The organism is Caballeronia pedi, assembly GCF_001544915.2.
In the GTDB taxonomy this organism is placed as follows: domain Bacteria; phylum Pseudomonadota; class Gammaproteobacteria; order Burkholderiales; family Burkholderiaceae; genus Caballeronia; species Caballeronia pedi.
The window spans coordinates 324799-351598 of the sequence record NZ_FCOE02000005.1 but is presented as its reverse complement, the minus strand read 5'-3'; the positions used below and the strand labels follow the sequence as shown (position 1 = coordinate 351598).

General features: G+C 64.4%; 25 protein-coding genes and 1 pseudogene. 14 read left to right on the top strand and 12 right to left on the bottom strand.

Features of this window, described 5'->3' with window-relative positions:
- Positions 1 to 324 precede the first annotated feature (324 nt).
- The 3 genes from AWB80_RS10785 to AWB80_RS10775 are packed head-to-tail and all read left to right on the top strand — an operon-like array spanning position 325 to position 3316.
- A complete protein-coding gene (locus AWB80_RS10785) occupies positions 325 to 2064 on the top strand; it encodes a pyrroloquinoline quinone-dependent dehydrogenase (RefSeq protein WP_061174614.1) in 1740 nt (579 codons plus the stop codon).
- Positions 2064 to 2672, top strand: a complete 609-nt coding sequence (locus AWB80_RS10780; protein ID WP_061174613.1) for a c-type cytochrome — start codon at positions 2064 to 2066, stop codon at positions 2670 to 2672. The genes AWB80_RS10785 and AWB80_RS10780 overlap by 1 nt, the downstream gene beginning before the upstream one ends.
- A complete protein-coding gene (locus AWB80_RS10775; protein WP_061174612.1) occupies positions 2669 to 3316 on the top strand; it encodes an ankyrin repeat domain-containing protein in 648 nt (215 codons plus the stop codon). The genes AWB80_RS10780 and AWB80_RS10775 overlap by 4 nt, the downstream gene beginning before the upstream one ends.
- Positions 3317 to 3975: 659 nt before the next feature.
- On the opposite strand, the gene AWB80_RS10770 is transcribed toward AWB80_RS10775, so the two are convergent.
- The 7 genes and pseudogenes from AWB80_RS10770 to AWB80_RS10740 all read right to left on the bottom strand — a co-directional run bounded on the left by AWB80_RS10770 (position 3976) and on the right by AWB80_RS10740 (position 9630).
- Positions 3976 to 5136: a DUF1501 domain-containing protein gene (locus AWB80_RS10770; protein WP_061174611.1), complete on the bottom strand. Its 1161-nt coding sequence runs from the start codon at positions 5134 to 5136 to the stop codon at positions 3976 to 3978.
- A 4-nt stretch (positions 5137 to 5140) separates the two neighbouring features.
- Positions 5141 to 6547: a DUF1800 domain-containing protein gene (locus tag AWB80_RS10765; RefSeq protein WP_061174610.1), complete on the bottom strand. Its 1407-nt coding sequence runs from the start codon at positions 6545 to 6547 to the stop codon at positions 5141 to 5143.
- Between the two features lie 62 nt (positions 6548 to 6609).
- Positions 6610 to 7083, bottom strand: a complete 474-nt coding sequence (locus AWB80_RS10760; protein ID WP_061174609.1) for a periplasmic heavy metal sensor — start codon at positions 7081 to 7083, stop codon at positions 6610 to 6612.
- The gene (locus AWB80_RS10755) at positions 7080 to 7514 is read right to left on the bottom strand and encodes a hypothetical protein (RefSeq protein WP_061174608.1); all 435 of its coding nucleotides are present in this window, start codon (positions 7512 to 7514) and stop codon (positions 7080 to 7082) included. The genes AWB80_RS10760 and AWB80_RS10755 overlap by 4 nt, the downstream gene beginning before the upstream one ends.
- Positions 7511 to 8137, bottom strand: a pseudogene (locus AWB80_RS10750) (RNA polymerase sigma factor); the annotation flags it as partial. The gene AWB80_RS10755 and the pseudogene AWB80_RS10750, both read right to left, overlap by 4 nt.
- A 151-nt stretch (positions 8138 to 8288) precedes the next feature.
- Positions 8289 to 8576 carry a YXWGXW repeat-containing protein gene (locus AWB80_RS10745; RefSeq protein WP_061174684.1) on the bottom strand — a complete coding sequence of 96 codons (288 nt, stop codon included), beginning with the start codon at positions 8574 to 8576 and terminating at the stop codon, positions 8289 to 8291.
- A gap of 139 nt (positions 8577 to 8715) precedes the next feature.
- Positions 8716 to 9630: a LysR family transcriptional regulator gene (locus AWB80_RS10740; RefSeq protein ID WP_061174683.1), complete on the bottom strand. Its 915-nt coding sequence runs from the start codon at positions 9628 to 9630 to the stop codon at positions 8716 to 8718.
- A gap of 106 nt (positions 9631 to 9736) precedes the next feature.
- Between AWB80_RS10740 and AWB80_RS10735 the strand changes: the two genes are divergently transcribed.
- Complete coding sequence (locus tag AWB80_RS10735; protein WP_061174606.1) at positions 9737 to 10708, top strand: alpha/beta fold hydrolase; 972 nt, start codon at positions 9737 to 9739, stop codon at positions 10706 to 10708.
- 55 nt (positions 10709 to 10763) lie between these two features.
- Positions 10764 to 11705 (top strand): glutathione S-transferase family protein, encoded by a 942-nt coding sequence (locus AWB80_RS10730; RefSeq protein ID WP_061174605.1) that lies wholly within the window; start codon positions 10764 to 10766, stop codon positions 11703 to 11705.
- Here AWB80_RS10730 and AWB80_RS10725 read toward each other — a convergent pair.
- Together AWB80_RS10725 and AWB80_RS10720 are read right to left on the bottom strand one after the other, a co-directional pair.
- Entirely contained in the window at positions 11702 to 12553 is an 852-nt protein-coding gene (locus AWB80_RS10725) for a 3-hydroxybutyryl-CoA dehydrogenase (protein ID WP_061174604.1), read from the bottom strand. The two genes, AWB80_RS10730 and AWB80_RS10725, sit on opposite strands and share 4 nt — an antisense overlap.
- 112 nt (positions 12554 to 12665) lie before the next feature.
- Positions 12666 to 13145 carry a 2,4'-dihydroxyacetophenone dioxygenase family protein gene (locus AWB80_RS10720; protein WP_061174682.1) on the bottom strand — a complete coding sequence of 160 codons (480 nt, stop codon included), beginning with the start codon at positions 13143 to 13145 and terminating at the stop codon, positions 12666 to 12668.
- Between the two features lie 118 nt (positions 13146 to 13263).
- Here AWB80_RS10720 and AWB80_RS10715 point away from each other — a divergent pair, with 118 nt between their 5' ends.
- The 5 genes from AWB80_RS10715 to AWB80_RS10695 all read left to right on the top strand — a co-directional run bounded on the left by AWB80_RS10715 (position 13264) and on the right by AWB80_RS10695 (position 17203).
- Positions 13264 to 14190, top strand: coding sequence for an ABC transporter ATP-binding protein (locus tag AWB80_RS10715; protein WP_061174603.1), 927 nt, complete (start codon positions 13264 to 13266; stop codon positions 14188 to 14190).
- Positions 14187 to 14948, top strand: coding sequence for an ABC transporter permease (locus tag AWB80_RS10710; protein ID WP_061174602.1), 762 nt, complete (start codon positions 14187 to 14189; stop codon positions 14946 to 14948). Before AWB80_RS10715 ends, AWB80_RS10710 begins: the two co-directional genes overlap by 4 nt.
- A 46-nt stretch (positions 14949 to 14994) precedes the next feature.
- Positions 14995 to 15477, top strand: a complete 483-nt coding sequence (msrB, locus tag AWB80_RS10705; RefSeq protein ID WP_061174601.1) for a peptide-methionine (R)-S-oxide reductase MsrB — start codon at positions 14995 to 14997, stop codon at positions 15475 to 15477.
- A gap of 36 nt (positions 15478 to 15513) precedes the next feature.
- Entirely contained in the window at positions 15514 to 16095 is a 582-nt protein-coding gene (locus AWB80_RS10700) for a hydrolase (RefSeq protein ID WP_061174600.1), read from the top strand.
- Between the two features lie 61 nt (positions 16096 to 16156).
- Positions 16157 to 17203, top strand: a complete 1047-nt coding sequence (locus AWB80_RS10695; protein WP_061174599.1) for a patatin-like phospholipase family protein — start codon at positions 16157 to 16159, stop codon at positions 17201 to 17203.
- A gap of 220 nt (positions 17204 to 17423) precedes the next feature.
- Here the strand turns inward: AWB80_RS10695 and AWB80_RS10690 are convergent, their stop codons facing one another.
- On the bottom strand, positions 17424 to 18587 hold the full coding sequence (locus AWB80_RS10690) for a metallophosphoesterase (protein ID WP_061174598.1): 1164 nt from the start codon (positions 18585 to 18587) through the stop codon (positions 17424 to 17426).
- 260 nt (positions 18588 to 18847) lie between these two features.
- Here AWB80_RS10690 and AWB80_RS10685 point away from each other — a divergent pair, with 260 nt between their 5' ends.
- Positions 18848 to 19447: a hypothetical protein gene (locus AWB80_RS10685; protein ID WP_061174597.1), complete on the top strand. Its 600-nt coding sequence runs from the start codon at positions 18848 to 18850 to the stop codon at positions 19445 to 19447.
- Between the two features lie 74 nt (positions 19448 to 19521).
- On the opposite strand, the gene gabD is transcribed toward AWB80_RS10685, so the two are convergent.
- On the bottom strand, positions 19522 to 20982 hold the full coding sequence (gene gabD, locus AWB80_RS10680; RefSeq protein ID WP_061174596.1) for an NADP-dependent succinate-semialdehyde dehydrogenase: 1461 nt from the start codon (positions 20980 to 20982) through the stop codon (positions 19522 to 19524).
- 44 nt (positions 20983 to 21026) lie between these two features.
- Positions 21027 to 22349 (bottom strand): 4-aminobutyrate--2-oxoglutarate transaminase, encoded by a 1323-nt coding sequence (gene gabT, locus AWB80_RS10675; protein WP_061174595.1) that lies wholly within the window; start codon positions 22347 to 22349, stop codon positions 21027 to 21029.
- A 103-nt stretch (positions 22350 to 22452) separates the two neighbouring features.
- Between gabT and pdxR the strand changes: the two genes are divergently transcribed.
- The 3 genes from pdxR (at position 22453) to AWB80_RS10665 (ending at position 26790) form a co-directional block, all read left to right on the top strand.
- Positions 22453 to 23940: a MocR-like pyridoxine biosynthesis transcription factor PdxR gene (pdxR, locus tag AWB80_RS10670; protein WP_061174594.1), complete on the top strand. Its 1488-nt coding sequence runs from the start codon at positions 22453 to 22455 to the stop codon at positions 23938 to 23940.
- Positions 23941 to 24134: 194 nt separating this feature from the next.
- A complete protein-coding gene (locus AWB80_RS43180) occupies positions 24135 to 25193 on the top strand; it encodes a hypothetical protein (RefSeq protein ID WP_143328005.1) in 1059 nt (352 codons plus the stop codon).
- 403 nt (positions 25194 to 25596) lie between these two features.
- A complete protein-coding gene (locus tag AWB80_RS10665) occupies positions 25597 to 26790 on the top strand; it encodes a M20 aminoacylase family protein (RefSeq protein WP_061174593.1) in 1194 nt (397 codons plus the stop codon).
- Positions 26791 to 26800: the final 10 nt, after the last annotated feature.

Genomic DNA, 26800 nt, shown 5'->3' with positions numbered 1-26800 from the left:
CGTCCGGATGAAAGTGAATATCGATGCGACGCGAAAGGAAAACGTCAACACATGGCGCGCAACGGAAGATGAAGAAGCGATAAGCGAAAGCCGGCGATACGGCAAGCTGCTATCGGCATGACGGGCGCAATCATAACGGCACTCCAATCCATACTACTAAAAATCGTCGCACGCCTGCCCCTGACATACCCTTCATCCCAACCTTTCGATGTTTCTGGAAATGCGTTTTTAAATTGCCTATGCTTTTTTGCGGGCGCAGAAGAGAGCAGCCAATGTTCCGCCGCGCACCACGAGGCCGACACAAGAACGATTTGGGAGACTGACATGGCCGGTTTTTCCCGTACCTCGCTCGTTCCGCTCATTGTTGCCATCGGTGCTTTCGGGATCGTGACATCGCCCGGAATCGAAGCCGCCGAAGAAATCCAGAACGCCAACACGACGCAGGCTTCGCCAGTCCCGAGTTCGCTGCGGCCCATCTCGCAGCAACAGCTCGACGGCGCCGCGGGCGACAGCGCGTCCTGGCTGCATTCGAACGGATCGTATGCCGAAACGCGCTATGCGCCCGCGACGCAGATCAACACATCGAATGTGGCGAAGCTCAAGCCCGCGTTCATCTTCCAGACGGCGGTGATGGAGTCGATGGAAACCGCGCCGATCGTCTCGAACGGCGTGATGTTCCTCACCACGTCGTACAACCACGTCTACGCGATCGATGCGGTGACGGGCAAGGAATTCTGGCATTACAAGCACAAGATGGGTCCGGTCACGACCTTCTGCTGCGGCCCGAACAATCGCGGCGTGGCGATCTCGGGCAACCGGCTCTTCATGGGCACGCTCGACGCGAAGCTCGTCGCGCTCGACGCGAAGACCGGCAACGTGCTGTGGTCGACGCAGATCGCCGATCCCGAAGAAGGCTATTCGGAGACGATGGCGCCGGTTGTCGTCGACGACAAGGTGCTGATCGGCACGAACGGCGGCGAATACGGCATACGCGGCTTCGTGAAGGCGTTCGATGCGAATTCCGGCCAGTTGCTGTGGACCTTCTACACGATCCCGGACACGGGCAGCGAAGGCGTGTGGGCCGAGAACGATGCTGTCGGCCGCAACATGAAACGCGATATCGCCGCCGAAAAGAAGACGCTCGCGGACAAGGGCACGGACTTCAACAAGACGCTCGGCGGTGGCGTGTGGATGGCGCCCGCGGTCGATCGCAAGACGCGCACGGTGTATTTCGTGGTCGGCAACCCATCGCCGGACCTGTATGGCGCGATTCGTCCCGGCGACAATCTCTATACGGATTCGCTCGTCGCCATCGAGCTCGATACCGGCAAGTACAAGTGGCATTCCCAGTACATCGCGCACGACGTGTGGGATCTCGACGCGGTGAGCCCGCCGATTCTCATCGACGTGAAGGACAAGAACGGACAGATGATCCCGGGCATCATCCACGGCGGCAAGACCGGCTTCGTCTATGTGCATGACCGCCGCGACGGCAAGATCATCCGCATTTCCGACGCGATGATTCCGCAGGAAGGCGTCTGGACCCTGCCGACGCCGACCGGCGCGCGCATGCTGCCGGGCGCGAACGGCGGCGTCGAATGGTCGCCGATGGCCTTCAGCCCGAAGACGCGCATGGCCTACGCCGCGAACCTGCATCAGCCGATGACGTATCAGGTCGAGGAAGCGGCGTATCCCGGCGGCAAGCTGTGGCTCGGCGGCGCGTTCAAGACGATTCCGTCCGAGCAGCAATGGGGCCGGCTCGTCGCGGTGAATGTCGATACCGGCAAGATCGCGTGGGGCTTCAAGACGGACCAGCCGCTGATCGGCGGCGTGCTCGCCACGGCGGGCGGGCTCGTGTTCAACGGCGAAGGCAACGGGCTGTTCCGCGCCTTCGACGCCGCAACCGGGCGCAAGCTCTGGGAGTTCCAGTGCGGCGCGGGCGTCAATGCGCCGGCGGTGTCGTACATGGTGAACGGCAAGCAGTACATCGCGGTCGCGGCGGGCGGCAACACGCAGCTCGACTTCAAGCGCGGCAACAGCCTGCTCGTGTTCGCGCTGCCCTGATGACGGTGCGCTCGAAACGTCTGCGCGTCTGGCTCGTGTACGTGCTGTGGATCGTCGCGTGCGCGCTGTTGTCGCTGCCGTCCTTCTCCCGCGCCGCTTCGCCGGCGGTCGCGGCGAAGGCGGCGATCTGCACGACCTGTCACGGTCTCGGCGGCAACTCGACGACGGGCGACTATCCATCGCTCGCCGGACAGACGTCGCGCTATCTTTATCTGCAATTGCGCGATTTCAAGGCGGGCCGCCGCAGTGACCCGCGCATGTCGCCGATGGTGGAGACGCTCACGCCCGCCGACATGCATGACCTCGCCGATTACTTCGCCGCGCAGAAGCCCATCGCCACCGACTTCAAGGCCGATCCGGTGAAAGTGGAAGCGGGCAGAAAGAAGTCCGAAGAGATTCTTTGCACGATGTGCCATCTCGGCGGCTTCGCGGGGCAAAACGAAATTCCGCGCGTGGCCGGGCAGCAGTATCCGTACATCGTCAAGCAGTTGCAGGATTTCCGCGACAGAAAGCGCACCAACGACGCGGGCAACATGACGAGCGTGTCGAAGAATCTGACCGACGCCGACATCGAAAATCTCGCGAATTACATCGCGAATCTGCAATGAGCGTGAACACACTCCGTTGCGTGCTGTTCGCACTGACGCTTTCGATGACCGCGCACGCGCAGACCGATGCGTACGCGCTCAACGAACGCCTGCTATCCGCCGCGCGCGAGGGCGATCAGGCGGCCGTCACGCGTTTGCTCGATGACGGCGCGGCGATCGATTCGCGCAACCGCATCGGCGACACGCCGCTCATCAGCGCGTGCAAGAAGGGCCAGGCGCCGATGGCGCGCATGCTGATCGAGCGCGGCGCGAAGGTGAGTCAGGCGGACGTGCAGGGCATCACGCCGCTGATGGCCGCGGCCTTCACCGGCAACGATGAAATCGCCGCGCTGCTGCTTGCGCATCATGCCGATGCCGCGGCGACGGACCGCGTTGGCAAGACTGCGATCGAGTATGCGGCCGGGCGCGGGCACACGGCGGTCGTGCAGCGCCTGCTCGATGCGGGCGTGGATGTGAACGCGGCGTATCGTAATCACCTGACGGTGTTGATGTGGGCTGCGGGATACGATCAGGAAGAGACCGCGTCGATGCTGCTTGCGCGCGGGGCGCAACGCGATTTGCGCGATGATCGTGGGATGACCGCGAAGGATATCGCCGAGCAGACTGGATCAACGCATGTCGCGGTGTTGTTGTCGAAGGGTTGAGGGCGGGTGGTGCGCTTTGGGTTTGTCGCCGGATCCCGTATTCGTGTTGGTCTATTAGTGTTGCCCCTGTGCGGGGCGGCACCTACTTTCTTTGCTGCTGCAAAGAAAGTAGGCAAAGAAAGCAGCTTTCCCCATCCAAAGCGCTTCATGCCGGCCGCGGCACAGGCGATCGTTTTGGGCACCGCAGTAGCGAGTGCCCTCATAGGCCTAATCGGGCTTGGATCGCGCACGGTCTGTCACATCGCGCCACAGAACAGACTGGTTCAGCACCAAATAGCTCCGGCCCGCTTCGCGGCCGATGGGTACATAGGGTCTGCGCGTGCTTCGGCGTTTCTCTTTTCTCGTTGGTTTCCGTTGCAGACCTCACGGCAGCGCGCAGCGCTGTGCCGGAACTCTTTGGTGCTGAACCCGCGCCCTAAAACGAATAGCTTGTCAGACCGTGCGCGGTCCAAGCCCGATTGGACCTACGAGGGCACTCGCTACTGCTGTGCCCTAAATGTGCGCCTGTGCCGCGGCCGGTATGAAGCGTTCCGGCTGGGACAAGCTGTTTCTTTGGTCACTTTCTTTGCAGCAGCAAAGAAAGTGACTGCCGCCCCGCACAGGGGCAACGCTAACAAACCGACACGAACACGGGACCGGCGAAAACCCTGGCTTACGCTTCAGCCGATCAGAATACGTTGCCCCAACCGCTGGCTGCCAGAATCGGGAAACAGCGTCGCACCGACGCGCTCCGGATCGATGCCAAAGCTCTCGCCCGCCGCACTCGCGATGACGGCATCGAGCCCGATCGTCGGCGAGAGATCGCGCCCCTGATAGAGCGATGCATTGGCAAGCCCCGGCCAGTCCCCGATCACACGCCCGCCCGCCACCGCGCCGCCGACGATCATCGCCGCCGATGCCGTGCCGTGATCCGTACCGCCCGTGCCGTTCGCCGCCGCCGTGCGGCCGAACTCCGTCGCGACGAGCACGGTCGTGTTCGCCCAATGTTCGGCGAGTCCGTCGCGCAGGGCGGCGAGCATGGTATCGAGCGCCTTGAGCTGCGCGGCGAGACGCGGATTCTGCGCGCTGTGCGTGTCCCAGCCGCCGGTTTCGATCATCGCGATGCGCGGGCCGTCCGGCTTGCTCAGAAAGCCCGCCGCCAGCTTGCCGAGGCTCGCCGGGTCCTGACGCGCACCCGCATCGGCGGCGAGGCCGCGCGCCTGCATCGCGGCATCCCAGAGCGGATGGAGCTGCGCATCGCCCGCATAGAGTTGCGAGACACGCGTGATGAGATCGTCCGGCGCCTGCGGCAGCGACGACGGCGCGTACGACGTCACGTCCGCGCGGCCACGCAAGGCGAGCGGCACGGTCGGCGCGAACGCGACGGCATCGGTGCTGCCGTTTGCATGCAGCGCGGGCAGCATCGAAAGAAGGCGGTTCATCCAGCCGTCCTTCAGGCGATACGGCGCGTTGCCGCCGGTTTCGAGCACGTTCTGGCCGTCGAAGTGCGAGCGCTCGCGATACGGCGACGCGACCGCGTGCACGAACAGCGCCTGCCTGTCGCGATACATCTGCGCGAGCTGCGCAAGCGACGGATGCAGCGCGAACATGCCGTCGAGCTTCGTCGCGCCCGATGCGTCGATCGCGAGCGGTCCGCGCAGCGTCGCGTAAGCCGGATCGCCGTAAGGGACGACGATGTTCAGCCCATCGGCCGCGCCGCGCTGGATCACGAACACGAAGCGCCGTTCGGTGTCGGCGGAAGCGAGCACGAGCCGCGGCGCGACGAGCATCGCGCCGGCGCTCGCGCCCGCGCACCAGAGGAATTGGCGGCGCGTCAGCATGGGTTCATCTCCTCAGAAAGTCGGGCGACACGAGCAGCAGCGCGAGCGCGGTCGGCGCGCTTTCGGCGCGTGACACGGCATTCGCGGTCGCATCGGACAGCGCACCGGGAAGCAGTTGCGGGCCGAGCGTTCGAGCGTCGAGCCGGTCGCCCGCGCGCGCCGCGAAGCGCTGCGCGAGCTCGACGCGGCGCACGAGCGCATCGGGCGCGGCCCAGCTCGCGGCGATATCGTCGTAACCGGCGGGCGAGCCGGGACGCCAGACCTGCTGGCCCAGTTGCGTGAGCAGCGGCGCGGCGCGCACACCTTGCAGATCGGTACGGCCGAGCCCGCGCAGCGATGAGACTGTCCAGTCCCACGGCGTCTTGAACTTGGCGGGCGCGGGCGGCCACGCTTCGGGCGCATCGATCAGCGCGCGATAAACCGAAGGCAGATCGCCGCCCGTATCGTTGAAGACGTTCGCGAGCCGGTCGACGAGCGCGGGCGGCGGCGTATCGGCGACGAAATGGCGCGCGAGCTTCTCCGCGACGTGATGCGCGGTCGCGCGCGCGTTGGCCAGATCGTGCAGCACGGCGAGCGGCTGCGCTTCGTTCGCCTGCGCGTATTGCGTGCCCATCACGGTGCGCACGCCCGGTTCGTGCAGACGCGGACGAAACACGAACTGTCCGGGCGGCGTCGGATCATTGGGCTTGTTCGCGGCTGTCGCCGTCATCGCGCCGAGGCTCCAGCCGGTGAGCGCGCGGGCGAACTCGGTCACGTCGGCCTGCGTGTAGCCGCTGCGCACGCCGAGCGTATGAAGTTCCATGATCTCGCGCGCGAGGTTTTCGTTGAGCCCGCGTCTCTTGTCGGGATTGCGCATCACGGCGGGACTGTCGGGTCCGATAGAACGCGCCTGATCCAGAAAGATCTGCATCGCCGGATGCCGCTCGGCCGCGACGAGCATGTCCTCGAAGCGCCCGAGCACATGCGGGCGGATCGCTTCGTTCTCGAACGATCCGGCGAGCATCGCGACGGGCGGCTTTTCGATCGACACGGCGAAGTGATTCGCCCAGAAATGCACCAGGCGTTCGATGAAAGGCGTGGTCGTCGTGAGCGCGCTTGTCACGCGCGCATCGACGGCATCGCGGTAGGCGTCGCGAATCTGCTCGCTGTATTGCTTGCGCACGGCGGGCTTGTCGGCGTCGCTCGCGTCGCGCAGTGCGCGCTGGCGCTCGGCGAAACGCACGGCGAGCGCTGCGCTCGATGGCTGGCCGCTCAGCGCGGGCGGCATCGGCTGATATGTGCTCGCGCGTGGATCGGCCTGGTTCGCGAGCCAACCGCGCGGATCGGCGGGCAGCGGCTCGCCCGGACGCGCGCCGAGTCCGAAGCGGTTCACCGCGATGGCGGCAGGCGAGAGTGACGGCGCGATGGCCATGACGTGCTCCGAAGTGCTCGATGCCGGTTAAACGCGGGTGGGCGGAAAATCCGTCGCGCGATTCATGGCCTGGGCCGTGCGTCGGGTGGCAGGGCGCGCAGCGGACCGTAACGTTCCATCGCCGCGACCAGCTTCAGCCGTTCGTCGGGCGTGAGCGTCGACGCGAAGTCCGCGACCGCGCCTTCGATGCGCGCGCGCAAAGCGGCATCGGCCTGGCGCGTGCGGGCGAGGGCATCGTCGAGCGCTTTGCGGTCGAAATCGCGCGCCGCGAGGCTCTGCGCGAGATCGATACGTCCGTCGCGTGCATCGCGGATCAGCGGCAGGCTCGAGCGGCGCGTCTCGCGCAACGCGTCGCGCAACTGGCGCTGGCGCTCGGCGGAGAGATCGGCGGCGGCGAAGCGGATACCGCGTTGCTGCGCCGCTTCGGTGCGCTGCTGCGCGAACCATCGATACGCGCCGCCCGCGATCGATCCGATCAGAAACACATTCAGCACGAGCGACACCGCCGCGAGCGTCTTCAGCGTGCGTGGACTCATTGATCGCTCCAGTCGGAAGGGGCGCCGCCGAAGGCCGTGCCCGAATAGGATTGCTCGAACCAGCCGCCGTGCGCACTGTCGCCCGGCGCGGACGCGAGCAGCGAAACCAGCAGTGCGCCCGCCACGACGCCCGCCGCGCCAACGCCGACGAACCCCACGCCCGAGAACCAGATGCGCGGACGCCGCCAGAACGCGCGCGCGGGTTGCGCCGGCGCCGACGCGACGATGCGCCGCGCGAGCGCCGGACTCGGCGCGGCGACGGCGTGTGCATCGAGCATGCTGTCGAGCGCGCGCGCTTCGGCGAGCGCGGCGAGCGTTTGCGCGTCGCCCGCATGCACGAGCGCGAGCGCTGCGTCGCGTTCGCCCGCGGGCCAACGTTCCGGCGATGCGCCGTAAGTCTCGGTGAGTTGGCGGAATCGTTCGGGGGTCATCGATGTTCCTTCGGAGCGTCGCCGCCGGTATTCGCGAGCGCGGTCCTGAGATTGCGCCGCGCGCGGGCGAGCAGGCTTTCGAGCGCCTCGACGCTCACGCCCATCGCCGCCGCCGCTTCCGCGTTCGGGAGTTCCTGGTAGTACTGCAGCACGAGCGCTTCGCGCTGACGCGTGGGCAACGTGGCGAGCGCTCGTCGGATACGCGCGTTTGCATGCGCCGTATCAAGGCGCTCGTCGGGCAAGGGCGCGAGATCGGCCTGCTCCGGCCATTCATCGGACACACTGGTCTCCCGGTGACGCCGCAGACGGTCATAACAAAGATTGAGCGTCACGCGATGCAGCCACGTATCGAAGCGCGCCGACCCGGACCGCCACTTCGGAGCGATCTTCCAGATGCGCAGGAACGCTTCCTGGGCCACGTCGTCGGCCTCGTCACGGTCGCCGAGCATGCGCGCCGCGAGCGCGACGATGCGCGGGAGCTTGCGCGCGACCATCTCGCGCACGGCTCCCGCCTCCCGATTGCCGACGCGGGCAATGAGCGCGGTGTCCGGATCTTCTTCTTCGTTCAATGTGGTGTCGGGTCTCGTTGCGCATGTCGGACTGCTCGCGGGCGAGGCGGATCGACGCCTTCGCCCGCATCCTCAGTAAACGACGACCGGCCCGCGATAGTAGACAGGCCGAGCCGGATACACGACGCAGCCGGCCAGTGTCGCCGCGACCAGCGCGGCGGCGAGCAATGTCTTCAGCATGATGAGCCACTCCGGTTCGATGCGGTCACGCCCAGTGCCCTTCGACCCAGCGCCAGTTCGGCCCGCGCTGCACCCAGTGTCCCGGAATCCAGCGATACCCCGCGCGCACCGGCCGCCAGTGTCCCGGCGCCCAGACGTAGCCGCCATGCGCCCAGCGCCAGTGGCCGGGGTCCCATGCGTAACCGGCGCGCGCGGGCGGAGGCGCTTCGACGCGGGCCGGCGGTGGTGCGGACGGCGCGATGATGATGGCCTGCGCGTGCGCGGGGGCGCTGTGCAGGGCGGCGAATGAAACCGCGATGACCGGCGCGAGCATGGCGGCCGAAAGCGCCGCGCGCAGCGGCGAAGGTGTTTTTCTCATGATGTGTCCCGTCGGTTCAGGTTGCGACGAGACATTGAACGCAGTGGCGCGGCGATTCCCGTCGCCTGGCGGGCGGCGAATTTGTAACCGGGTTTTACGCAAACGCGTCCAGTCCGTCGACGAGACGTTTCGCGAGGCGCGGCTGGCGCAGTTGCTCGGTCCACCATTGCAGCGCGCGGCCTTCGTGATCGCCGCGCCACGCGACATACAGAACGTTCGGCTCGCGCGGATCGGCGGTTTCCTTTTCGACGAGTTCGCCGCGCGCGAGCAACGTTTCCACGCGATGCCGCGGCACCCAGCCCGTACCGAGCCCGTGCCGCTGCGCGAGGATTTTCGCGCGCATGGTCGGCACGGCGAACGCGGCCTGGCCGCCGAGCACGCCGTACGCGCGGCCCGCCGAGCGCGACGAATCCGCGACGACGACCGCCCGATGCGCCGCGATCTGCTCGCGCCTGAGCGGCCCGTCCACCTTCGCGAGCGGATGCCGCGACGACACCGCGAACACCCATTGCATCACGCCGAGTTCGAACCAGCGCAGGCCAGGAATCGCGGGCGGCTCGTTGGTCGCGCCGACGATCAGATCCGCGCGGCCGTCGCGCAGGGCTTCCCACGTGCCGCTCAGCACTTCGTGCGTGATGCGCAGCGCGACGCCGGAGTCGAGCGCATCGAACGCCTGCACGACCGGCAGCAGCGTCTCGAATTCGAGGATTTCATCGCAGACGATCCATAGCCGGTCTTCCCAGCCGCTCGCGATCTGCTTCACGCGCTGCGCGAGCCGCGACACATCGAGCATCAGGCGCGACGCTTCGTCGGCGAGCAGATGACCGGCGGGCGTCAACTGCAGGCGATAGCGGCGCCGGTCGAACAGCAGCGCGTCGAAGCGCGTTTCCAGTTGACGTGCGGCATGCGAGACCGTCGACGGGGCCTTGCCGAGCCGCGCCGCCGCGCGCGACAGGCTGCCGGTTTCGCGGATCGCGTCGAGCAGCGAGAGTTCGTCCTCTGACAACATGTTCGACTCCATCGAACGAGTTCATCGTCCGGATCGTACGGCAAAACCGGCGCGGCGGTCCAACATGAGCTTCATCGAACCAACCAACCTTCGATGGAGCTGAACGATGAAAGCCTTCCTTCACACGATGCGCCGCGCCGCCGGCGTGCTGCTGGCCGCCGCCGCCCTGCAACCGCTCGCGCATGCCGCGAACACGCCGCGCGCGCCGCAACCGTCCGCCGCCGCGAGCGCGATCCAGTCGCGCACGATCGACGCGAACGGCGTCGAACTGCACTATCTGCAAGCCGGGCAGGGCGATGCGACACCCGTCGTGCTCCTGCACGGCTACACGGAAACGAGCCACATGTGGCAGCCGCTGATGACGCGTCTCGCGAGCGAGCGCGTGGTGATCGCGCCCGATCTGCCGGGCGCCGGCGGCTCGGCGATGCCCGCTTCCGGCTACGACAAGAAAACGCTCGCGCAAGACATCCACGCGATGGTGCGGGCGCTCGGGTTTCGCAAGGTGAAGCTCGTTGGACATGACATCGGGCTGATGGTCGCGTATGCGTACGCGGCGCAGTATCCCGACGAAGTGGAAAGCATCGTGCTGATGGATGCGTTTCTGCCCGGCGTCGGCGACTGGCAGAAAGTCTGGCTCCTGCGCGACAAATGGCACTTCAACTTCTACGGCGACACGCCGGAAAAGCTCGTGCGCGGACGCGAACGCACCTTCTTCGAGCATTTCTGGAACGACTTCGCCGCCGATCCCGCGCGTTCGGTGAGCGAAGCCGATCGCCGCTATTATTCGGCGCAATATGCGCGCAACGGCCGCATGCGCGCGGGCTTCGAATATTTTCACGCGTTCCCGCAAGACGCGGCGGACTTCGCCGCTTTCGCGAAAACGCCGCTCGCCATGCCGATGCTCGTCCTTACCGGCGAACGCGCATCGGGCACGTTCCTGATCGATCAGGCGAAGCTCGTCGCGACCAACGTGCAGGGCGTGGTCGTGCCGGGCGCGGGCCACTGGCTGATGGAAGAAGCGCCGGATGCGACCATGGCGCAACTCGTGCGCTTCATCGGCGCGCCTTCATCCAACTGATACATAGCGATGCCGTGGCGCGTGTCGTGCGCCACGGCAAACAGGGAGCATCGAAATGGGACTTCTCGTCGACGGACGATGGCAGGACAAGTGGTACGACACGTCGTCCACGGGCGGACGCTTCGTGCGCAAGGACGCCGCGTTCCGCAACTGGGTGACGGCTGACGGCGATACCGGCTTCAAGGCCGAGGCGGGGCGCTACCACCTTTATGTGAGTCTCGCGTGCCCGTGGGCGCATCGCACGCTCATCATGCGCGCGTTGAAGGGGCTGGAAGGGATGATCGACGTATCGGTCGTGAACTGGCTGATGCTGGAAAACGGCTGGACCTTCGATGACGCGCCGGGTGTCGTGCCGGACCCGATCAACGCGGCGCGCTTTCTGCATCAGGTCTACACCGCCGCCGATCCGCGTTATTCCGGGCGCGTGACTGTGCCGATTCTCTGGGACAAGACGCGCGGGACGATCGTCAACAACGAGTCGTCGGAAATCATTCGGATGCTGAATTCCGCGTTCGACGGCATCGGCGCGAAACCGGGCGATTATTATCCGCGCGAGTTGCGCGACGAGATCGACGCCCTCAATGCGCGCATCTACGACACGGTCAACAACGGCGTCTACAAAGCGGGCTTCGCGACGACGCAGACTGCGTATGAAGAAGCAGTGACGCCGCTATTCGAGACGCTCGATTTACTCGAAGAGCGCCTGAGCACGCGCCGCTATCTGACAGGCGAGCGCTTTACCGAAGCGGACATTCGTCTCTTCACGACGCTCGTGCGCTTCGACGCGGTGTATGTCGGCCACTTCAAGTGCAATCTGCGGCGCATCGCGGACTATCCGCATCTTTCGACGTACGTGCGCGAGATCTGCCGGATGCCGGGCGTCGCCGCGACCGTGAACTTCGAGCACATCAAGCGGCATTACTACGAAAGCCATCGGACGATCAATCCGACGGGCATCGTGCCCGCCGGACCGGTGCTCGATTTCGACGCGGCTTAGTCGTACCGGTACACGCCGCGCTTCGTCTTGCGCCCGAGGCGTCCCGCCGAGACGAGTTCGCGCAAGAGCGGGCACGCGCGGTATTTCGAATCGCCGAAGTCCTTGAGGAACACGTCCATCACCGAGAGGCACACGTCGAGGCCGATCAGGTCCGCGAGCGCGAGCGGGCCGATCGGATGATTCGCGCCGAGCTTCATGCCCGCGTCGATTTCCTCCGCGCTCGCGACGCCCTCGTAGAGCACGTAGAACGCTTCGTTGATCATCGGCACGAGAATGCGGTTGACGACGAAGCCCGGCGAGTTGCGCACGCCGATCGGCGATTTGTCGAGCTTCTCGGTAAGTTCGCGCACCGCGGACGCGGTTTCGTCGCTGGTCTGCACGCCGCGAATCACTTCGACGAGTTGCAGCAGCGGCACCGGATTGAAGAAGTGCATGCCGATGAAGCGCTCGGGCGTGGCGAGCGTCGCGGCGAGCGCGGTGATCGAGATCGACGACGTGTTCGACGCGATGATCGCATCGGCGCGCGCGGCGCCTTCGATCTGCTTCAGGATACGATTCTTCAGTTCGACGTTCTCCGTCGCGGCTTCGATCACGATGTCGGCTTCGGAAAGACGCGCGTAATCGGTCGAGGTCTCGATGCGCTTCAACGCCGCGTCGCGCGCCGACGCCTCCAGCTTGTCTTTCGATACGAGCCGCTCCAGGCTGCCCGTGAGCGCGGCGACGCCCTTGGCGAGCGCGGCGTCGGTGACGTCGATCAGCACCACTTTGAAGCCTGCGACGGCCGCGACCTGCGCGATGCCGTTGCCCATGGTTCCCGCGCCGACGATGCCGACGGTCTGAATGGTCATGTCCTGCTCCTCCTTGATCTGCGCCGGCGCGAGCGGCCGGCAAAACGGAAATGGTCGAAAGCGCGCACGGCGCGTCCAGGGAAGATTCTAACCAGCGACGCGGGCCGCGACGTTACCCGAAAGCCGTCAAATCTCGCGTCGCGATGCCGTTTGCATGACAGAAGGCAACGTAACGGTCCCAGCCGCTCCGCCAGTTTTCGGCGGCGAGCACCTGGCCTGCGTCGTTCACGAAGAGCAGTTCGCCCTGGATGATGTTGAGCGTAACGATATCCGCGCTGCCCGAAACAGCTGGCAGCGCCTCGGGCGTGTGGCTCGATCCGGCCGTTTCGTACACGATGCTTCCCGGCTCCGCGATCCAGTCATGCTCGCGATACTTCCAGCGTCCTTCGACCGTATAGACGATCACCGTTCCCGTATGACGATGCCGGGGCATCTGCCCTTTGGCAGGCGCTTTCATCAGCGCGATGACCTCGCCGCGGATCGGGTCGAGTTTGAAATACTTGACGAGCACGCGCGCGCTGTACGGCGTGAACGGCACCCACGGCAGGTCCGCGTCGTTGAGGCAAGTGGTCTGGATCTGTTCGAAAAGCATCGTGTGGCTCCTGGCATTCAGCAGTGCATTGTAGGCAGCGCGGCGCGTGCCGAACATCGGCCGAACGGACGACCCCTTCGTCCGAGCCGGATCGTCCGGTATCTGCTATCGTCCCGCCATGCCAACCATCATCACCGTATCCAATCTGTCCAAGACCTACGGGTCGGGATTCCGCGCGCTCCGGGACGTGAACCTGGAGATCCGGCGCGGCGAGATTTTCGCGCTGCTCGGCCCGAACGGGGCGGGCAAGACGACGCTCATCAGCACCGTATGCGGCATCGTGAATCCGAGCGCGGGCAAGGTCATCGTTGCCGGGCACGATATCCTCACGGATTATCGCGCCGCGCGCGCGATGATCGGACTCGTGCCGCAGGAACTCACCACCGACGCCTTCGAAACCGTTTGGGCGACCGTGTCGTTCAGCCGCGGCCTGTTCGGACGGCCGAAGAATCCGGCGCATATCGAGAAGGTGCTGAAGTCGCTCTCGCTCTGGAGCAAGAAGGACAACAAGATCATGACGCTGTCGGGCGGCATGAAGCGGCGCGTCCTGATTGCGAAGGCGCTCGCGCACGAACCCGAAATCCTCTTTCTCGACGAGCCCACCGCGGGCGTCGACGTCGAGCTGCGCCGCGACATGTGGGGCCTCGTGCGCGAGTTGCAGAGCAACGGTGTGACCATCATCCTGACGACGCATTACATCGAGGAAGCGGAGGAGATGGCCGACCGCATCGGCGTCATCAATCGCGGGGAGATCGTGCTCGTCGAGGAGAAGCGCGAACTGATGCGCAAGCTCGGGCAGAAGAAGCTCACGCTGCAGCTCGAACATCCGCTCGCGGAAATCCCCGGCGCGCTCGAGCCCTACGGCCTCACGCGTTCAGCGGACGGCGGCGAGCTCACGTACACGTATGACGCGCACGACGAGCCGGGCCGCATCATCGCGCTGCTGCGCCACGTCGACGAAGCCGGCGTGCGTTTCAAGGATCTGCAAACGACGCAAAGCTCGCTCGAAGACATTTTCGTGAGCCTCGTCAGGGAAACCAAATGAATCTATACGCCGTTCGCGCGATCTACCGTTTCGAGATGGCGCGCGCCGGACGCACGCTGATGCAGAGCATCGTGTCGCCGGTCATTTCCACATCGCTTTACTTCGTCGTCTTCGGGGCGGCCATCGGCTCGCGCATTCCGGAAGTCGATGGCATCAGCTATGGCGCGTTCATCGTGCCGGGCCTCGTGATGTTGTCGCTGTTGACGCAAAGCATCGCCAACGCGTCTTTCGGCATTTATTTTCCGAAATTCACCGGGACGATCTACGAACTGTTGTCCGCGCCGGTCTCGTACTTCGAGCTCGTCCTGAGCTACGTGGGCGCGGCGGCGACCAAATCCGTGATCCTCGGCCTGATCATTCTTCTGACCGCACGATTATTCGTGCCGCTCAGAATCGATCATCCTGTCTGGATGATCGTGTTTCTGCTGCTCACGTCGGTGACGTTCAGCCTGCTCGGGTTCATCATCGGCGTATGGGCGGACGGCTTCGAGAAGCTGCAGATCATTCCGCTTCTGATCGTCACGCCGCTCACGTTTCTCGGCGGCAGCTTCTATTCGATCAACATCCTGCCGCCGTTCTGGAAGACCGTCGCGCTGTTCAATCCGGTCGTCTATCTGATCAGCGGCTTTCGCTGGAGCTTTTACGGACTCGCCGATGTCCAGGTCGGCGTGAGTTTCGGCATGACGCTGGTCTTTCTTGCGGTGTTCATCGCGATCGTCGCGTGGATCTTCAAGACGGGTTACCGGCTCAAAACGTAGAACGGCGCGCCGGCCGGACGCGGCGCGGCGCGAGGGCGTTCATCGGATGAAAATCATGAGACGCACGAAGCGGAATTTTCTCGGTGTGATGGCGGCCGCGTTCGCGGGCGCTGGCGCGCGCTCGGCGCCCGCCAGAACGTACGAGATCGATCACAGCAGCGCCGACTGGCGCCGCCGTCTGTCCACCGAGCAATACCGCGTGCTCAGGCGCGGCGGCACCGAGCGGCCGTTCGCGAGTGCGCTGCTCAAGGAACACCGTGACGGCACGTATGGATGCGCCGGGTGCGGGCTCGCGCTATTCTCATCGGCGGCGAAGTTCGACAGCGGCACCGGCTGGCCGAGCTTCTGGAAACCGCTCGACGGCGCCGTCGCGATGCACGCCGACGCAACCGGCCACATGCGCAACGAGGTGCATTGCCGGCGCTGCGGCGGGCATCTCGGCCATGTCTTCGACGACGGGCCGAAGCCCACGGGCCTGCGCTACTGCATGAACGGCGCGGCGCTCGAGTTTCTTCACGATGAAGCCTGACATCGCGCATCCATCCACCTTTCTCCCGACTTTCTCATGAACGCACCCGAACTCAAGCTCGATCGCGCGAAGACGGCGCTCGTGCTGATCGATCTGCAGGCGGGTATCGCCGCCTTGCCCGTGCAACCTCACGATGCCGCGAGCGTGCTCGCCAACGCGCGCGCGCTCGCCGATCGCTTCCGCGCGCTCGGCGCACCCGTCGTGCTCGTCAAGGTGGCGTTTCCGAACGGCCCGGGCGGACTGCGCCCGATCACCGACGCGGGGCAGGCGCAGGAAGCGCCTGAGCCCGCTGGCTGGAGCGAACTGTGCGCGGAACTGGATGTGCAGGCGTCGGATATCGTCGTCACCAAGCGGCAATGGGGCGCGTTCTACAACACCGACCTCGACTCGCACTTGCGCCGCCGCGGCATCGACACGATCGTGCTGGGCGGCATCGCGACGGCCATCGGCGTGGATTCGACCGCGCGCGGCGCGCACGAGCGTGGCTATCAGCAGATCTTCGTCGAGGACGCGATGAGCGATCTGCACGCCGACACGCACGAATCGGCCTGCCGAAGCATCTTTCCGCGCATCGGGCGCATCCGTTCGACGGAGCAGGTGCTGGCGGCGCTGGCATAGCGGCGCGCGTCGCCTATCCTGTACCGTACGTCCGATATCGACGGACGCGAGAGGTTCTGTGATGGCGGCCATTCCGAAAGTAGCGATCGCGTGCCAGGGCGGCGGCAGCCATGCGGCGTTCGCCGCGGGCGTGCTCGAAAGGCTGCTCAGCGACGAGTGCTTCAACCGCTTCGAACTCGTGGCGCTGTCCGGGACCTCGGGCGGCGCGATGTGCAGTGCGCTCGCGTGGGCGGGCCTGTTGCTCGACGGCCCCGCCGACGCCCGGCGGCGCCTCGCCGGTTTCTGGAAGGATCTGGAGGCGCGCGACGGCCCGGATATCTTCGCCAATGCGCTCGGGACGTGGTACGCGCGGCTGCCCGTCAACGCGGAAATCAGCCCGTATCTGTATCCGCCGGTCGCCGAGGAGCGCCTGCGCGAACTGCTCGACAAGCATCTGCCGTTCGCGTCGCTGCCGGCGGAACCGGCGCGGCGCGCGCGGCCCACGCTGCTCGTCGGCGCGACCGACGTGAACACTGGCGACCGCGTGATCTTCCCCGGCGACACGCTCGATCAGGACCGGCTGGTCGCATCGGCTGCGGTGCCGCCGCTGTATCGCGCGGTCGCGGCCGACGGCCGCATGTGCTGGGACGGCCTCTTCAGCAGCAATCCCCCGGTGCGCGAGTTCACCGATTTCGCAATCGACATGCGGCCCGACGAAATCTGGGTCGTGCAGATCAATCCGCAGTATCGGCGCGAGTTGCCTGAATCGATGAACGAGATCATCGACCGGCGCAACGAGCTGTCCGGCAATCTTGCGCTCGGGCAGGAGCTTTATTTCACGACGCGCGTGAACGAGATGCTGAAGGCCGACGAATCGCTCGCAACGCGCTACAAGCCGATCAAGGTGCGCGTCGTGCAGATGCATCTCGATGCGAAGGATTATCCGGGGCCGCTCGATTACGCATCGAAGCTGGATCGCAATCCGGCGCTGATCCATGCGCTGATCCGCAAGGGGCGCGAGCGCGCGGAATGGTTCTTCGACGCGCGCTCCGACTGGCCGAGGGAAGGCACGGCCCCGCACAAGAGCGTCTATGCGACGACGCCGGCCGCAGTATCGGAGAAAGGATGAGGAAAGATTCGCAGTCCGATATAGTTGAGCGAATGTTTTATCGTTTAGGAATATTCTGGTAGTGCGGGCTTCGGCGATCCCCTATTTTTGAATGACTCGCTGGCGGGACCCCGCCTGCCAGTCCGAGAGCGTCCGTTCATCCCCGTGTCCGGACGCCGCGCTTATCCCCGAGCGCTGGACGCGCGGTGCCTCGCGCCGCGCGTCCCTTTTTTTCATGCCGTCATGCAGGGATCGAAGGAACCAGACGAACCCGCGTGATCTCGGACGGCGCGCCCAGCCGTTTCGGTGGTCCCCAATAGCCGGTGCCCCGGCTCGTATAAACCCACAGCCCACCCACTTTTTCCAATCCCGCGACGAACGGCTGCTGCAGGCGCACGAAGAAATTCCACGGCAGGAACTGGCCGCCGTGCGTGTGTCCCGAGAGTTGCAATGTGAAGCCCGCTTCGGCTGCCGCCGTCGCGCTACGGGGCTGGTGGGCGAGCAGCACGCGCACGGTGGCGTCGTCGGGCGCGCCGCTGATCGCCTTGGCGGGATCGCTGCGATGCGCGGGATCGAAACTGCCCGCGCTGAAATCCGTGACGCCCGCAATCACAGCCCGCGCGCCGTCGTGATCCAGCACGACATGCTGATTGAGCAGCACGGTCAGGCCGAGGCGGCGAAATTCGGCGATCCACTTGTCCGCGCCGGAGTAATACTCGTGATTCCCGGTGACGAGAAACGCGCCGTGCCGCGCGGTGAGACCCGCGAGCGGGCGTGTGTGGTCGGCGAGGTTCGGCACCGTGCCATCGACGACATCACCCGTCACGGCGATCAGATCCGGTTCGAGCCCGTTCACCGCCGCGACGATGCGTTCCACATAGTGGCGTTTGATCGTCGGTCCGACGTGGATGTCGCTGATCTGCACGATCGTGAAGCCATCGAGCGCGGCCGGCAGATCGGCGATGGGCACGTCCACGCTCACGACCGGCGCGCGCCGCCGCGCGTTGTAGAAGCCGATCGCGGAGAGCAGCACGGCGAGCAGCGGCACGGCGAGCGCGCTATACGCGACGAGCGCTGGCGAGCCGATCGGGACGCCGCGCAGCCAGTCGACGAGATGCACGAAAAACAGCATCACATCGCGTGCGAAGGTGAGCAGCAGCAGCGACGAGAAAAAGCCGAGCGCGGTCAGTCCGAGCCAGGCGAGGCGGTCCGCGAGCGACTGCGGCTCGATCTGGCGCGCCGCCATGCCGAGCGGAATCACGATGACCGATGCCGCGAGCAGAATCACCGCCAGCACCTTGAGGGGCAGGCCGACCGGCGCGTCCGGAATGAGCCGCACGCCGACATAGAGATGAAACAGAACGCCGATGCCGATGAAGCGCAGAAAGAAAGCCGAGCGTCGCATAGCGCCCCTGGAGAGGATCGAAGAAGCGGCGAGAAGAGGGAGCGGTGTGCGCCCGGGCCGGATATGGCGCTGATTTTACCGGTTCGACGCGGGGCGCGCTTTCCACCGTTTCGGGGAGAGCGGGACGAGTCGTAACATATCGTGTGATCAGTTGGAATCGTGCAGGCGTGCGCGGTATAAATATCTCGGCCTCATCGCGCTTGCGAATGGTCAAGAAAGTAAATAATTTGCACAACAAATTTAGTTCGAGGAATGATTCAATGAACCTGAAATTGTCTGCGATTTCGATTCTTTGCGCATCGGCAATCGTTGCGTCGATGGGCTCCGCCGTGGCCCAGAACGCGACGCTCGCGAAGTCGGCTCAGGAGGTCGTCGGTCAGGCCGAGCCGATTCACGTCCAGGCGACGATCGTGGGCATCGACGCCGCCAGTCGCACGCTGACCGTGCGTAGCCCGCGCGGCGACGCGGTTGTGCTCGTGAACAAGGAAGTCACGAACTTCGACAAGCTGCACATCGGCGATCGTGTCGACGTGCTCTACAAGAATGCGTTGCTCGTGAGCGCGGAGAAGGTGAAGAGCAACGGCACGCGCGCGCGCACGGATACGACCACCTATCAGCCGACCTCGGGTGCGAGCGGCACGACGGGCTTCGATGCGACGCGTCAGGTCGAAGTCATCGCGACGGTGGAGAGCGTCAATAACAAGAAGCGCACGATCACGCTGCGCGGCCCGTGGCGCACCGAGACGTTCGATCTCACGCCGGATTTCGCCTCGGAGAAGTTGAAGAAGGGCGACACGATCCACGCGGTTTTCGTTTCGGCGACGGCGGTGCAAGTGACCCCGGCAAGCGCTGGGAACTGAGTCGGCAAGACCTCGAAAAAAGCCTCGGCACGTGCGTGTCGAGGCTTTTGAGTTCCACATGGCTGATCGCGCGATCAGACGGCCATGCAGAGATACTTGATGACGACGTAATCATCGATGCCGTAATGCGAGCCTTCGCGTCCCAGGCCCGATTGCTTCACGCCGCCGAACGGCGCGACTTCGTTGGAGATCAGCCCGGTGTTGATGCCGACCATGCCGTACTCGAGCGCTTCGGCCACGCGCCAGATGCGGCCGATGTCGCGGCTGTAGAAGTACGCGGCGAGGCCGAACTCGGTGTCGTTGGCGAGGCGCACGACTTCGTCGTCGGACGAAAATCTGAAGATCGGCGCGAGCGGGCCGAAGGTTTCTTCCTTCGCCACTTTCATGTCGGGCGTGACGTTGGCGAGCACGGTCGGCTCGAAGAAGCCGTGACCGAGCGCGTGACGCTTGCCGCCGGCGACGAGCGTCGCGCCTTTCGAGAGCGCGTCCTCGATATGCGATTCGACCTTCTTCACGGCCGCTTCGTTGATCAGTGGCCCGAGCGCCACGCCGCTTTCCGTGCCGTGCCCGACTTTCATCTTGCCGACCGCTGCGGCGAGCTTTTGCGCGAAGGCATCGTAGACGCGCTCGTGCACGTAGAAGCGGTTCGTACAGACGCAGGTTTGTCCGCTGTTGCGATATTTCGATGCGATCGCGCCTTCGACTGCGGCGTCCAGATCGGCGTCGTCGAATACGATGAACGGTGCGTTGCCGCCGAGTTCGAGCGATACCTTCTTGACGGTCGGCGCGCTCTGCGCCATCAGCAGACGGCCCACGGCGGTCGAGCCGGTGAACGACAGCTTGCGCACGATCGGGTTGCCCGTCATCTCTTCGCCGATGGCTTTCGGATCGCCCGTCACGATCGACAGCACGCCCTTCGGTATGCCTGCGCGTTCGGCGAGGACGGCCATCGCGAGTGCGGAGAACGGCGTCGCTTCAGCGGGCTTCACGACGATCAGGCAGCCTGCGGCGAGCGCCGGTCCGACCTTGCGCGTGATCATCGCGGCGGGGAAGTTCCACGGCGTGATCGCGGCGCACACGCCGATCGGCTCCTTCGTCACGACGATGCGCTTGTCGGCGGCGGGGGAGGCGAGGGTATCGCCGGCGACACGCTTGCCTTCTTCCGCGAACCATTCGATGAACGAGGCGGCGTAGGCGATTTCGCCTTTTGCCTCGGCGAGCGGCTTGCCTTGTTCAGTCGTGAGGATGAGCGCCAGATCGTCGGCGTTGGCGGTCATCAGGTCAAACCAGCGGCGCAGGATGATCGCGCGGTCTTTGGCGGTTTTGTTGCGCCACGCTGGCCAGGCGGCGTTTGCGGCGTCGATGGCGCGGCGGGTTTCGGTCGCGCCCATCTTGGGCACGGTGCCGAGGGATTCGCCCGTTGCGGGGTTCACGACGGGGAAGGTCGCGCCGTCGTCGGCCTGTTGCCATTCACCGTCGATGTAGGCTTCGTGACGCAGGAGCGTCGGGTCCTTCAGTTGGTTCTTTATGCTCATGGTGTGTTTGCTCGTATCCTTCGGGTTTTGTCGGTGAGAAAAACTCAAACCCCGACACCAACCGTTTCCGTCAACACTTCTTCGAGAATGCCGACAGCTTCCTCGAAAACCTGCTCCTGAATGGTGAGCGGAAACAGAAACCGCACGACGTTCGAATAGACACCGCACACGAGCAGCAACAACCCACGCTCCAGCGCACGCGTCTGCACGAGTTTGGCGAAGGCCGCATCCGCATCACGCGAACCGGGCTTGCAGAACTCCACAGCAATCATCGCGCCGGGCCCGCGCACATCGGCGATCTGCGGCACCTCGCCCTTGAGCGCTTCGAGCTTTGCCTTGAGCTTGTCGCCGAACACCGTCGCGCGCTCGCAGAGCTTTTCGTCGTCGATGATGTCGAGCACCGCGTGCGCCGCCGCCACCGCGAGCGGATTGCCCGCATACGTACCGCCCAGACCGCCCGGCGCCGCCGCGTCCATGACTTCCGCGCGGCCGACGACGCCCGACAGCGGCATCCCGCCCGCAAGTGACTTCGCGATCGTCATGAGATCGGGTGCGACGTCGTAATGCTCCATCGCAAAAAGCTTGCCGGTGCGCGCGAAGCCGGTCTGCACTTCATCGGCGATGAGCAGAATGCCGTGCGTGTCGCAGATTTTGCGCAGTCCGCGCACGAATTCGGCCGGCGCCGGATTGAAGCCGCCTTCGCCCTGAACCGGCTCGAAGATGATCGCCGCGACGCGTGTCGCCTCGATATCCGCCTTGAACAGATGCTCGATCGCGCGCAGCGAATCCTCCACCGACACGCCATGCAGCGCATTCGGGAACGGCGCGTGATAGACGTCCGACGGGAACGGCCCGAAGCCGATCTTGTACGGCGCGACCTTGCCGGTGAGCGCCATGCCCATCAGCGTGCGGCCGTGGAAGCCGCCCGTGAACGCGATCACGCCCGGACGGCCCGTCGCCACGCGCGCAATTTTCACTGCGTTCTCGACGGCTTCCGCGCCGGTCGTGAAAAACGCGGCCTTCTTCGCGTGCGAGCCCGGCGCGCGGGCGCTGATCTTCTCGGCAAGCGACACATACGACTCGTACGGCACGATCTGATACGCGGTGTGCGTGAAGCAGTCGAGTTGCGCGCGGATCGCCTCGACGATCTTCGGATGACGATGTCCCGTGTTGCACACCGCGATGCCCGCCGCGAAGTCGATGAAGCGGCGGCCCTCGACGTCCCACAGCTCCGCATTTTCGGCGCGCGCTGCGTAGAAATCGCACATCACGCCGACGCCACGCGGGGTCGCGGCATTTTTGCGGGCGTGCAGATCGGCGTTCTTGAGGGGGGTGCTCACAGGAATCTCCTTCGCGCGAGAGCGCATGTCGATGGGTGGCCATGTCGGCCGACTGAATTTAAAGACGACTATAGTAAGATTTGGCCCTCAAGTTCAGAGCCATTTCAATAAATCTATAGGAGCCAATCCGATGACCACGCGCGCAAGCGTGCTTTCCGACTGGCTCGCGCAACGCATCGACCGCGCGAACGGCCAGCCGATCTACCGTCAGCTGCATCGGCTATTGCAGCAGGCGATCCTCACGCGCGAGCTTGCGGCGGGCGCGAAAGTGCCGTCGTCGCGGCTGCTGGCGACGGAGCTGGGCGTCGGGCGCAATACGGTGACGCAGGTTTACGAGCAGCTCGCGCTCGAAGGTTACGTGTCGTCGGCGACGGGGCGCGGCACCTTCGTCGCGGACAGCACGCCCGACGACATCCTGTTCGACGACGCGCCGCCCGCCGCCGCTACACAACCGGACACGCATTCGACGCTCTCCGCGCGCGGCGCGCGGCTGATTTCCGGCGCGGGCGTCTCGAAGCGCCAGGGCGGCGCGTTCATGCCGGGCGTGCCGGATGTGTCGCGCTTTCCGTCGCGCGTGTGGAACCGTCTGCAGGCGAAATACTGGCGCAGGCCGCTGCCCGATCTGCTCACTTACGCGCCCGGCGGCGGCCACGCGGGCTTGCGTGATGCGCTCGCGCACTATTTGCGCACGTCGCGATCGGTGCGTTGCATGCCGGAACAGATCATCGTGACGACGGGCATCCATCAGTCGATCGATCTCGCCGCGCGCCTGCTCGCGGATGCCGGCGACACGATCTGGACCGAAGATCCGTGCTACTGGGGCGTGCGCAGCGTGCTGCAGGTTTCGGGACTCGATCTCAAGGCGATTCCCGCCGACGCGGAAGGCATCGCGCCGACGCCCGCCGATCTCGCAGCGCCGCCGAAGCTGATGCTGGTCACGCCGTCGCATCAATATCCGCTCGGCATGGTGATGAGCCTCGCGCGCCGCCGCATGCTGCTCGAATATGCGCGTCAGCATCGCTGTTGGATCGTCGAGGATGATTACGACAGTGAGTTTCGCTATGGCAGCCGGCCGCTCGCGTCGCTGCAGGGCATGGATACGGCGGGGCAGGTGATTTACGTCGGGAGTTTCGGGAAGACGCTGTTTCCGGGGTTGCGCATCGGCTATATCGTCGTGCCGGAGGCGCTCGCGGAGAGTTTTGCCACGGCGAGTGCCGAGTTGTACCGCGAGGGGCAACTGCTGCAGCAGGCGGTGCTCGCGGAATTCATCGAGCAGGGGCATTTCACGTCGCATATCCGGCGTATGCGCGCGCTTTATGGTCAGCGCCGTGACACGTTGCTCGCGACCATCGCCGGGCGGTATGGCGACACGCTCGCGATCGCCGGGGGTGATGCGGGACTGCATCTCGTGCTTAAGCTGCCCGAAGGCGTAGACGATCGCGCGCTCGCTGCTGCGGCGCTGGAACAGGACATCGTGGTGCGGCCGTTGTCAGGGTATTACGCGCATCGGCCGGATGCGGAATCGGGCTTGCTGATCGGCTATGCGTGTGTGCCGGATGAGGAGATTGCACCGGCGTTTGAGAAGCTTGCGGGAGTGATTGATCGGTTTTTGGGGTGAAGCGGTCGATCGTGCGCGATTGGGCTTAACCGATCAATTCCGGAGAAGTGCGCACATCGACCCCTGAGCCGCCGCTCGAACTCGAGCTATCGCTGCGGCCGGTCCCAACCCATTTCGGCCGCTTCTAACAGTCGAGATCGTTGCCTATACTTACAAAGCTTGCTTTGTAAGACACTCGTAACATAGGAGAGGGTATGCGCTCGCCGAAATCAAAACTCTTTCTGTTTTTCTTTTTTTTCTCGTTTTTACGAGGCGGGAGTGCGGCCGAAGTCACCGAAGCTCAGATGAAGATCGTAACGGACACGGCAGACCGATTGTGTAAGACAGCACCGATCGAATACAGCTCCAGCGAATATCAGTTGAAAGCTGAAGGCAAAGCGGAATTGAGCGAGCTATTCAAAAAGCTGGCGGATCCGAAAGTTTCGCTCGGTGGAAGTATAAAAAATGCCGAAGGAAAGAGAGCCGTTTTGGAGGCGGACCTACCTAAAGTAATTGCTGACAAAACGCAATGCAGCATGATGGTATTCTCCACTTTAATCAGGATAATGTTTCCACCTGTTACTTCGAACCCAGCTGATAAAGCAACGCCTAATCCGGGTGGCGCCGTCACAAATATTTCGCCGCCATTGCAAAAGACTATCAACTTTGCCGAGTTTGGTTATCCGTCACGCGGAGCAAGTAGTTCGCAGATCATCTCGTACCTAGGACAACGAACGCACGTATGGCACCAGGACGAGAATGGAACAAGGTTTGTAAGCTTCAAAACAACCCTTAACGACGAGCCCGCTGAAGTTGTTATGTGGATGAGTCCAAGCGACAAACTTGCGGGAATTAAATGGACGCTCAGAGAGACGTGGGAGAAAGTAGTCACGCCGCGATATACCGATACGAAAGGCGGAACTCCCAGTTCGCTGTGCGGGGAGCGACTAGCCGAACTACTGCGCTACCTAGTCGAACAAATCAACGTTGATCCGGTCCCGTTGATACAGAATGACTTTGGCAATCAGGATCCTTGGCCCCTTTGGGGTGGTAGGCCGGCGGGCTGCAATAATTTGCAGCGCATGCAATGTTCGGCAAATGGCAACGTCATTGAAAAGGCGGCTTCTTTGCAGCTGGCGAGAAGTTCGCTCAAGGTTGTGGGTACGCTTCGAAGCGGATGGATGCGTAAAACATGGTATACGCCAAACGGAGATTTTTCGTACGAAGAGGAACATCAGAAGCGAGAATGCGTGATTACTGCGGTCGCGCGATGATTTTCAGGCCGCGAGCATCTGAAAGTCGTCATTTTCTTCAGAACAAATCGAGCGTCGGCAACGCTAGTTGCGGAGGTCTTCGCAATCAACTGGTTTGGTCCGCAATCTTGAATGTTTGTCAAAGAACTTCCGGACGCAAGTTATCCGAACGTCTTTCCTTGTAAGCGACTGTTCGCCTCTTTCGACTCGACGCCGCCAACGTCCGCGATACTGTTCATTCCTGGCGAACGTTGGCAAGACCGATATGCGTGGTTGAGCGTCTACTGGCCGACTACAGCCTAACCCCAAGCGCTTTCCCCTAAAATCTCCGAACAGCCCAAAAAAATCCCACACAGAACTGGAAACCTCCGCCCATCTGGAGGATCATGTCCGCCGTTTTCCACGTATCTGCAAGGCCTTCTCCATGCCAACTCCGTCCAACGCAAACCTCACCGTCATCGCCGATCTCTCCGACGACGCCCCGTCGCTGCGCGCGATCCGCCACGATATCCACCGTCATCCCGAGCTCTCCTACGAGGAGACGCGCACCGCGGCGCTCGTCGCCGAGCGGCTGGAAGAGTGGGGCTGGCAGGTGACACGCGGGGTCGGCGGCACGGGCGTCGTCGGCACCTTGAAAGCGGGCGATGGCGCGAAGAGCATCGGCCTGCGCGCCGACATGGACGCGCTGCCGATCATCGAGCAGACCGGCAAGCCCTATGCAAGCGAGACGCACGGCAAGATGCACGCGTGCGGCCACGACGGCCACACGACGATGCTGCTCGGCGCCGCGCGCCATCTCGCGCGCACGCGGCGTTTCAACGGCACGGTGAATCTGTACTTTCAGCCGGCGGAAGAGCACGGCGTGCCGAGCGGCGCGCAGAAAATGATCGCGGAAGGCCTGTTCGAGCGCTTTCATTGCGATGCCGTGTTCGGCGTGCACAACCATCCCGGCGCGCAGCCGGGCACGTTCCTGTTCCGCAAGGGGCCGTTCATGGCGGCGGGCGATCAGGTGTCGATCGTGATCGAAGGCGTCGGCGGCCACGCGGCGCGTCCGCATCTGTCGGTCGATCCGGTCGTCGTGACGGCGAGCATCGTGATGGCGCTGCAGACGATCGTCGCGCGCAATGTCGATCCGGCGCAGCCGGCCGTGGTCACCGTCGGTTCGATGCACGCGGGCACGGTCAACAACGTCATTCCGAATCGCGCGACGCTCGAACTGTCGGTGCGTTCGTTCGACCCGCAGGTGCGCGTGCTGCTCAAGCGCCGCATCAAGGAACTCGTCGAAGCGCAGGCCGCGAGCTACGGCGCCACGGCGACCGTAAAGTATCTGGAAGGCTATCCGGTGGTCGTCAATTCGGACGCGGAAACGGAGTTCGCGATTCAGGTGGCGCGCGAGCTGGTCGGCGAAGAGAATGTCGTCGCGCACGCGGATTTGCTGATGGGCAGCGAGGATTTCGCGTTCATGCTGCAAGAGCGGCCGGGCTCGTTCCTGCGTCTCGGCAACGGCGCGGGTGAGGACGGCTGCATGGTCCACAACCCGCATTACGATTTCAACGACAAGAATCTGCCGATCGGCGCAGCGTACTGGGCGAGGCTCGTCGAACGATTCCTCGCCTGACTCACGTGAT

Excerpts from the sequence above, each read along its gene's own strand:
- AWB80_RS10755 (WP_061174608.1), bottom strand. The coding sequence starts at position 7,514 with ATGACCCCCGAACGATTCCGCCAACTCACCGAGACTTACGGCGCATCG.
- pdxR (WP_061174594.1), top strand. The coding sequence starts at position 22,453 with ATGACCACGCGCGCAAGCGTGCTTTCCGACTGGCTCGCGCAACGCATC.
- AWB80_RS10695 (WP_061174599.1), top strand. The coding sequence starts at position 16,157 with ATGGCGGCCATTCCGAAAGTAGCGATCGCGTGCCAGGGCGGCGGCAGC.
- AWB80_RS10735 (WP_061174606.1), top strand. The coding sequence starts at position 9,737 with ATGAAAGCCTTCCTTCACACGATGCGCCGCGCCGCCGGCGTGCTGCTG.
- AWB80_RS10665 (WP_061174593.1), top strand. The coding sequence starts at position 25,597 with ATGCCAACTCCGTCCAACGCAAACCTCACCGTCATCGCCGATCTCTCC.
- msrB (WP_061174601.1), top strand. The coding sequence starts at position 14,995 with ATGAAAATCATGAGACGCACGAAGCGGAATTTTCTCGGTGTGATGGCG.
- gabT (WP_061174595.1), bottom strand. The coding sequence starts at position 22,349 with ATGCGCTCTCGCGCGAAGGAGATTCCTGTGAGCACCCCCCTCAAGAAC.
- AWB80_RS10780 (WP_061174613.1), top strand. The coding sequence starts at position 2,064 with ATGACGGTGCGCTCGAAACGTCTGCGCGTCTGGCTCGTGTACGTGCTG.
- AWB80_RS10685 (WP_061174597.1), top strand. The coding sequence starts at position 18,848 with ATGAACCTGAAATTGTCTGCGATTTCGATTCTTTGCGCATCGGCAATC.
- AWB80_RS10760 (WP_061174609.1), bottom strand. The coding sequence starts at position 7,083 with ATGAGTCCACGCACGCTGAAGACGCTCGCGGCGGTGTCGCTCGTGCTG.
- AWB80_RS10720 (WP_061174682.1), bottom strand. The coding sequence starts at position 13,145 with ATGCTTTTCGAACAGATCCAGACCACTTGCCTCAACGACGCGGACCTG.
- AWB80_RS10740 (WP_061174683.1), bottom strand. The coding sequence starts at position 9,630 with ATGTTGTCAGAGGACGAACTCTCGCTGCTCGACGCGATCCGCGAAACC.
- AWB80_RS10725 (WP_061174604.1), bottom strand. The coding sequence starts at position 12,553 with ATGACCATTCAGACCGTCGGCATCGTCGGCGCGGGAACCATGGGCAAC.
- AWB80_RS10785 (WP_061174614.1), top strand. The coding sequence starts at position 325 with ATGGCCGGTTTTTCCCGTACCTCGCTCGTTCCGCTCATTGTTGCCATC.
- AWB80_RS10770 (WP_061174611.1), bottom strand. The coding sequence starts at position 5,136 with ATGCTGACGCGCCGCCAATTCCTCTGGTGCGCGGGCGCGAGCGCCGGC.
- AWB80_RS10710 (WP_061174602.1), top strand. The coding sequence starts at position 14,187 with ATGAATCTATACGCCGTTCGCGCGATCTACCGTTTCGAGATGGCGCGC.
- AWB80_RS10690 (WP_061174598.1), bottom strand. The coding sequence starts at position 18,587 with ATGCGACGCTCGGCTTTCTTTCTGCGCTTCATCGGCATCGGCGTTCTG.
- AWB80_RS10700 (WP_061174600.1), top strand. The coding sequence starts at position 15,514 with ATGAACGCACCCGAACTCAAGCTCGATCGCGCGAAGACGGCGCTCGTG.
- AWB80_RS10730 (WP_061174605.1), top strand. The coding sequence starts at position 10,764 with ATGGGACTTCTCGTCGACGGACGATGGCAGGACAAGTGGTACGACACG.
- AWB80_RS10715 (WP_061174603.1), top strand. The coding sequence starts at position 13,264 with ATGCCAACCATCATCACCGTATCCAATCTGTCCAAGACCTACGGGTCG.
- AWB80_RS10775 (WP_061174612.1), top strand. The coding sequence starts at position 2,669 with ATGAGCGTGAACACACTCCGTTGCGTGCTGTTCGCACTGACGCTTTCG.
- AWB80_RS10745 (WP_061174684.1), bottom strand. The coding sequence starts at position 8,576 with ATGCTCGCGCCGGTCATCGCGGTTTCATTCGCCGCCCTGCACAGCGCC.
- AWB80_RS43180 (WP_143328005.1), top strand. The coding sequence starts at position 24,135 with ATGCGCTCGCCGAAATCAAAACTCTTTCTGTTTTTCTTTTTTTTCTCG.
- AWB80_RS10765 (WP_061174610.1), bottom strand. The coding sequence starts at position 6,547 with ATGGCCATCGCGCCGTCACTCTCGCCTGCCGCCATCGCGGTGAACCGC.
- gabD (WP_061174596.1), bottom strand. The coding sequence starts at position 20,982 with ATGAGCATAAAGAACCAACTGAAGGACCCGACGCTCCTGCGTCACGAA.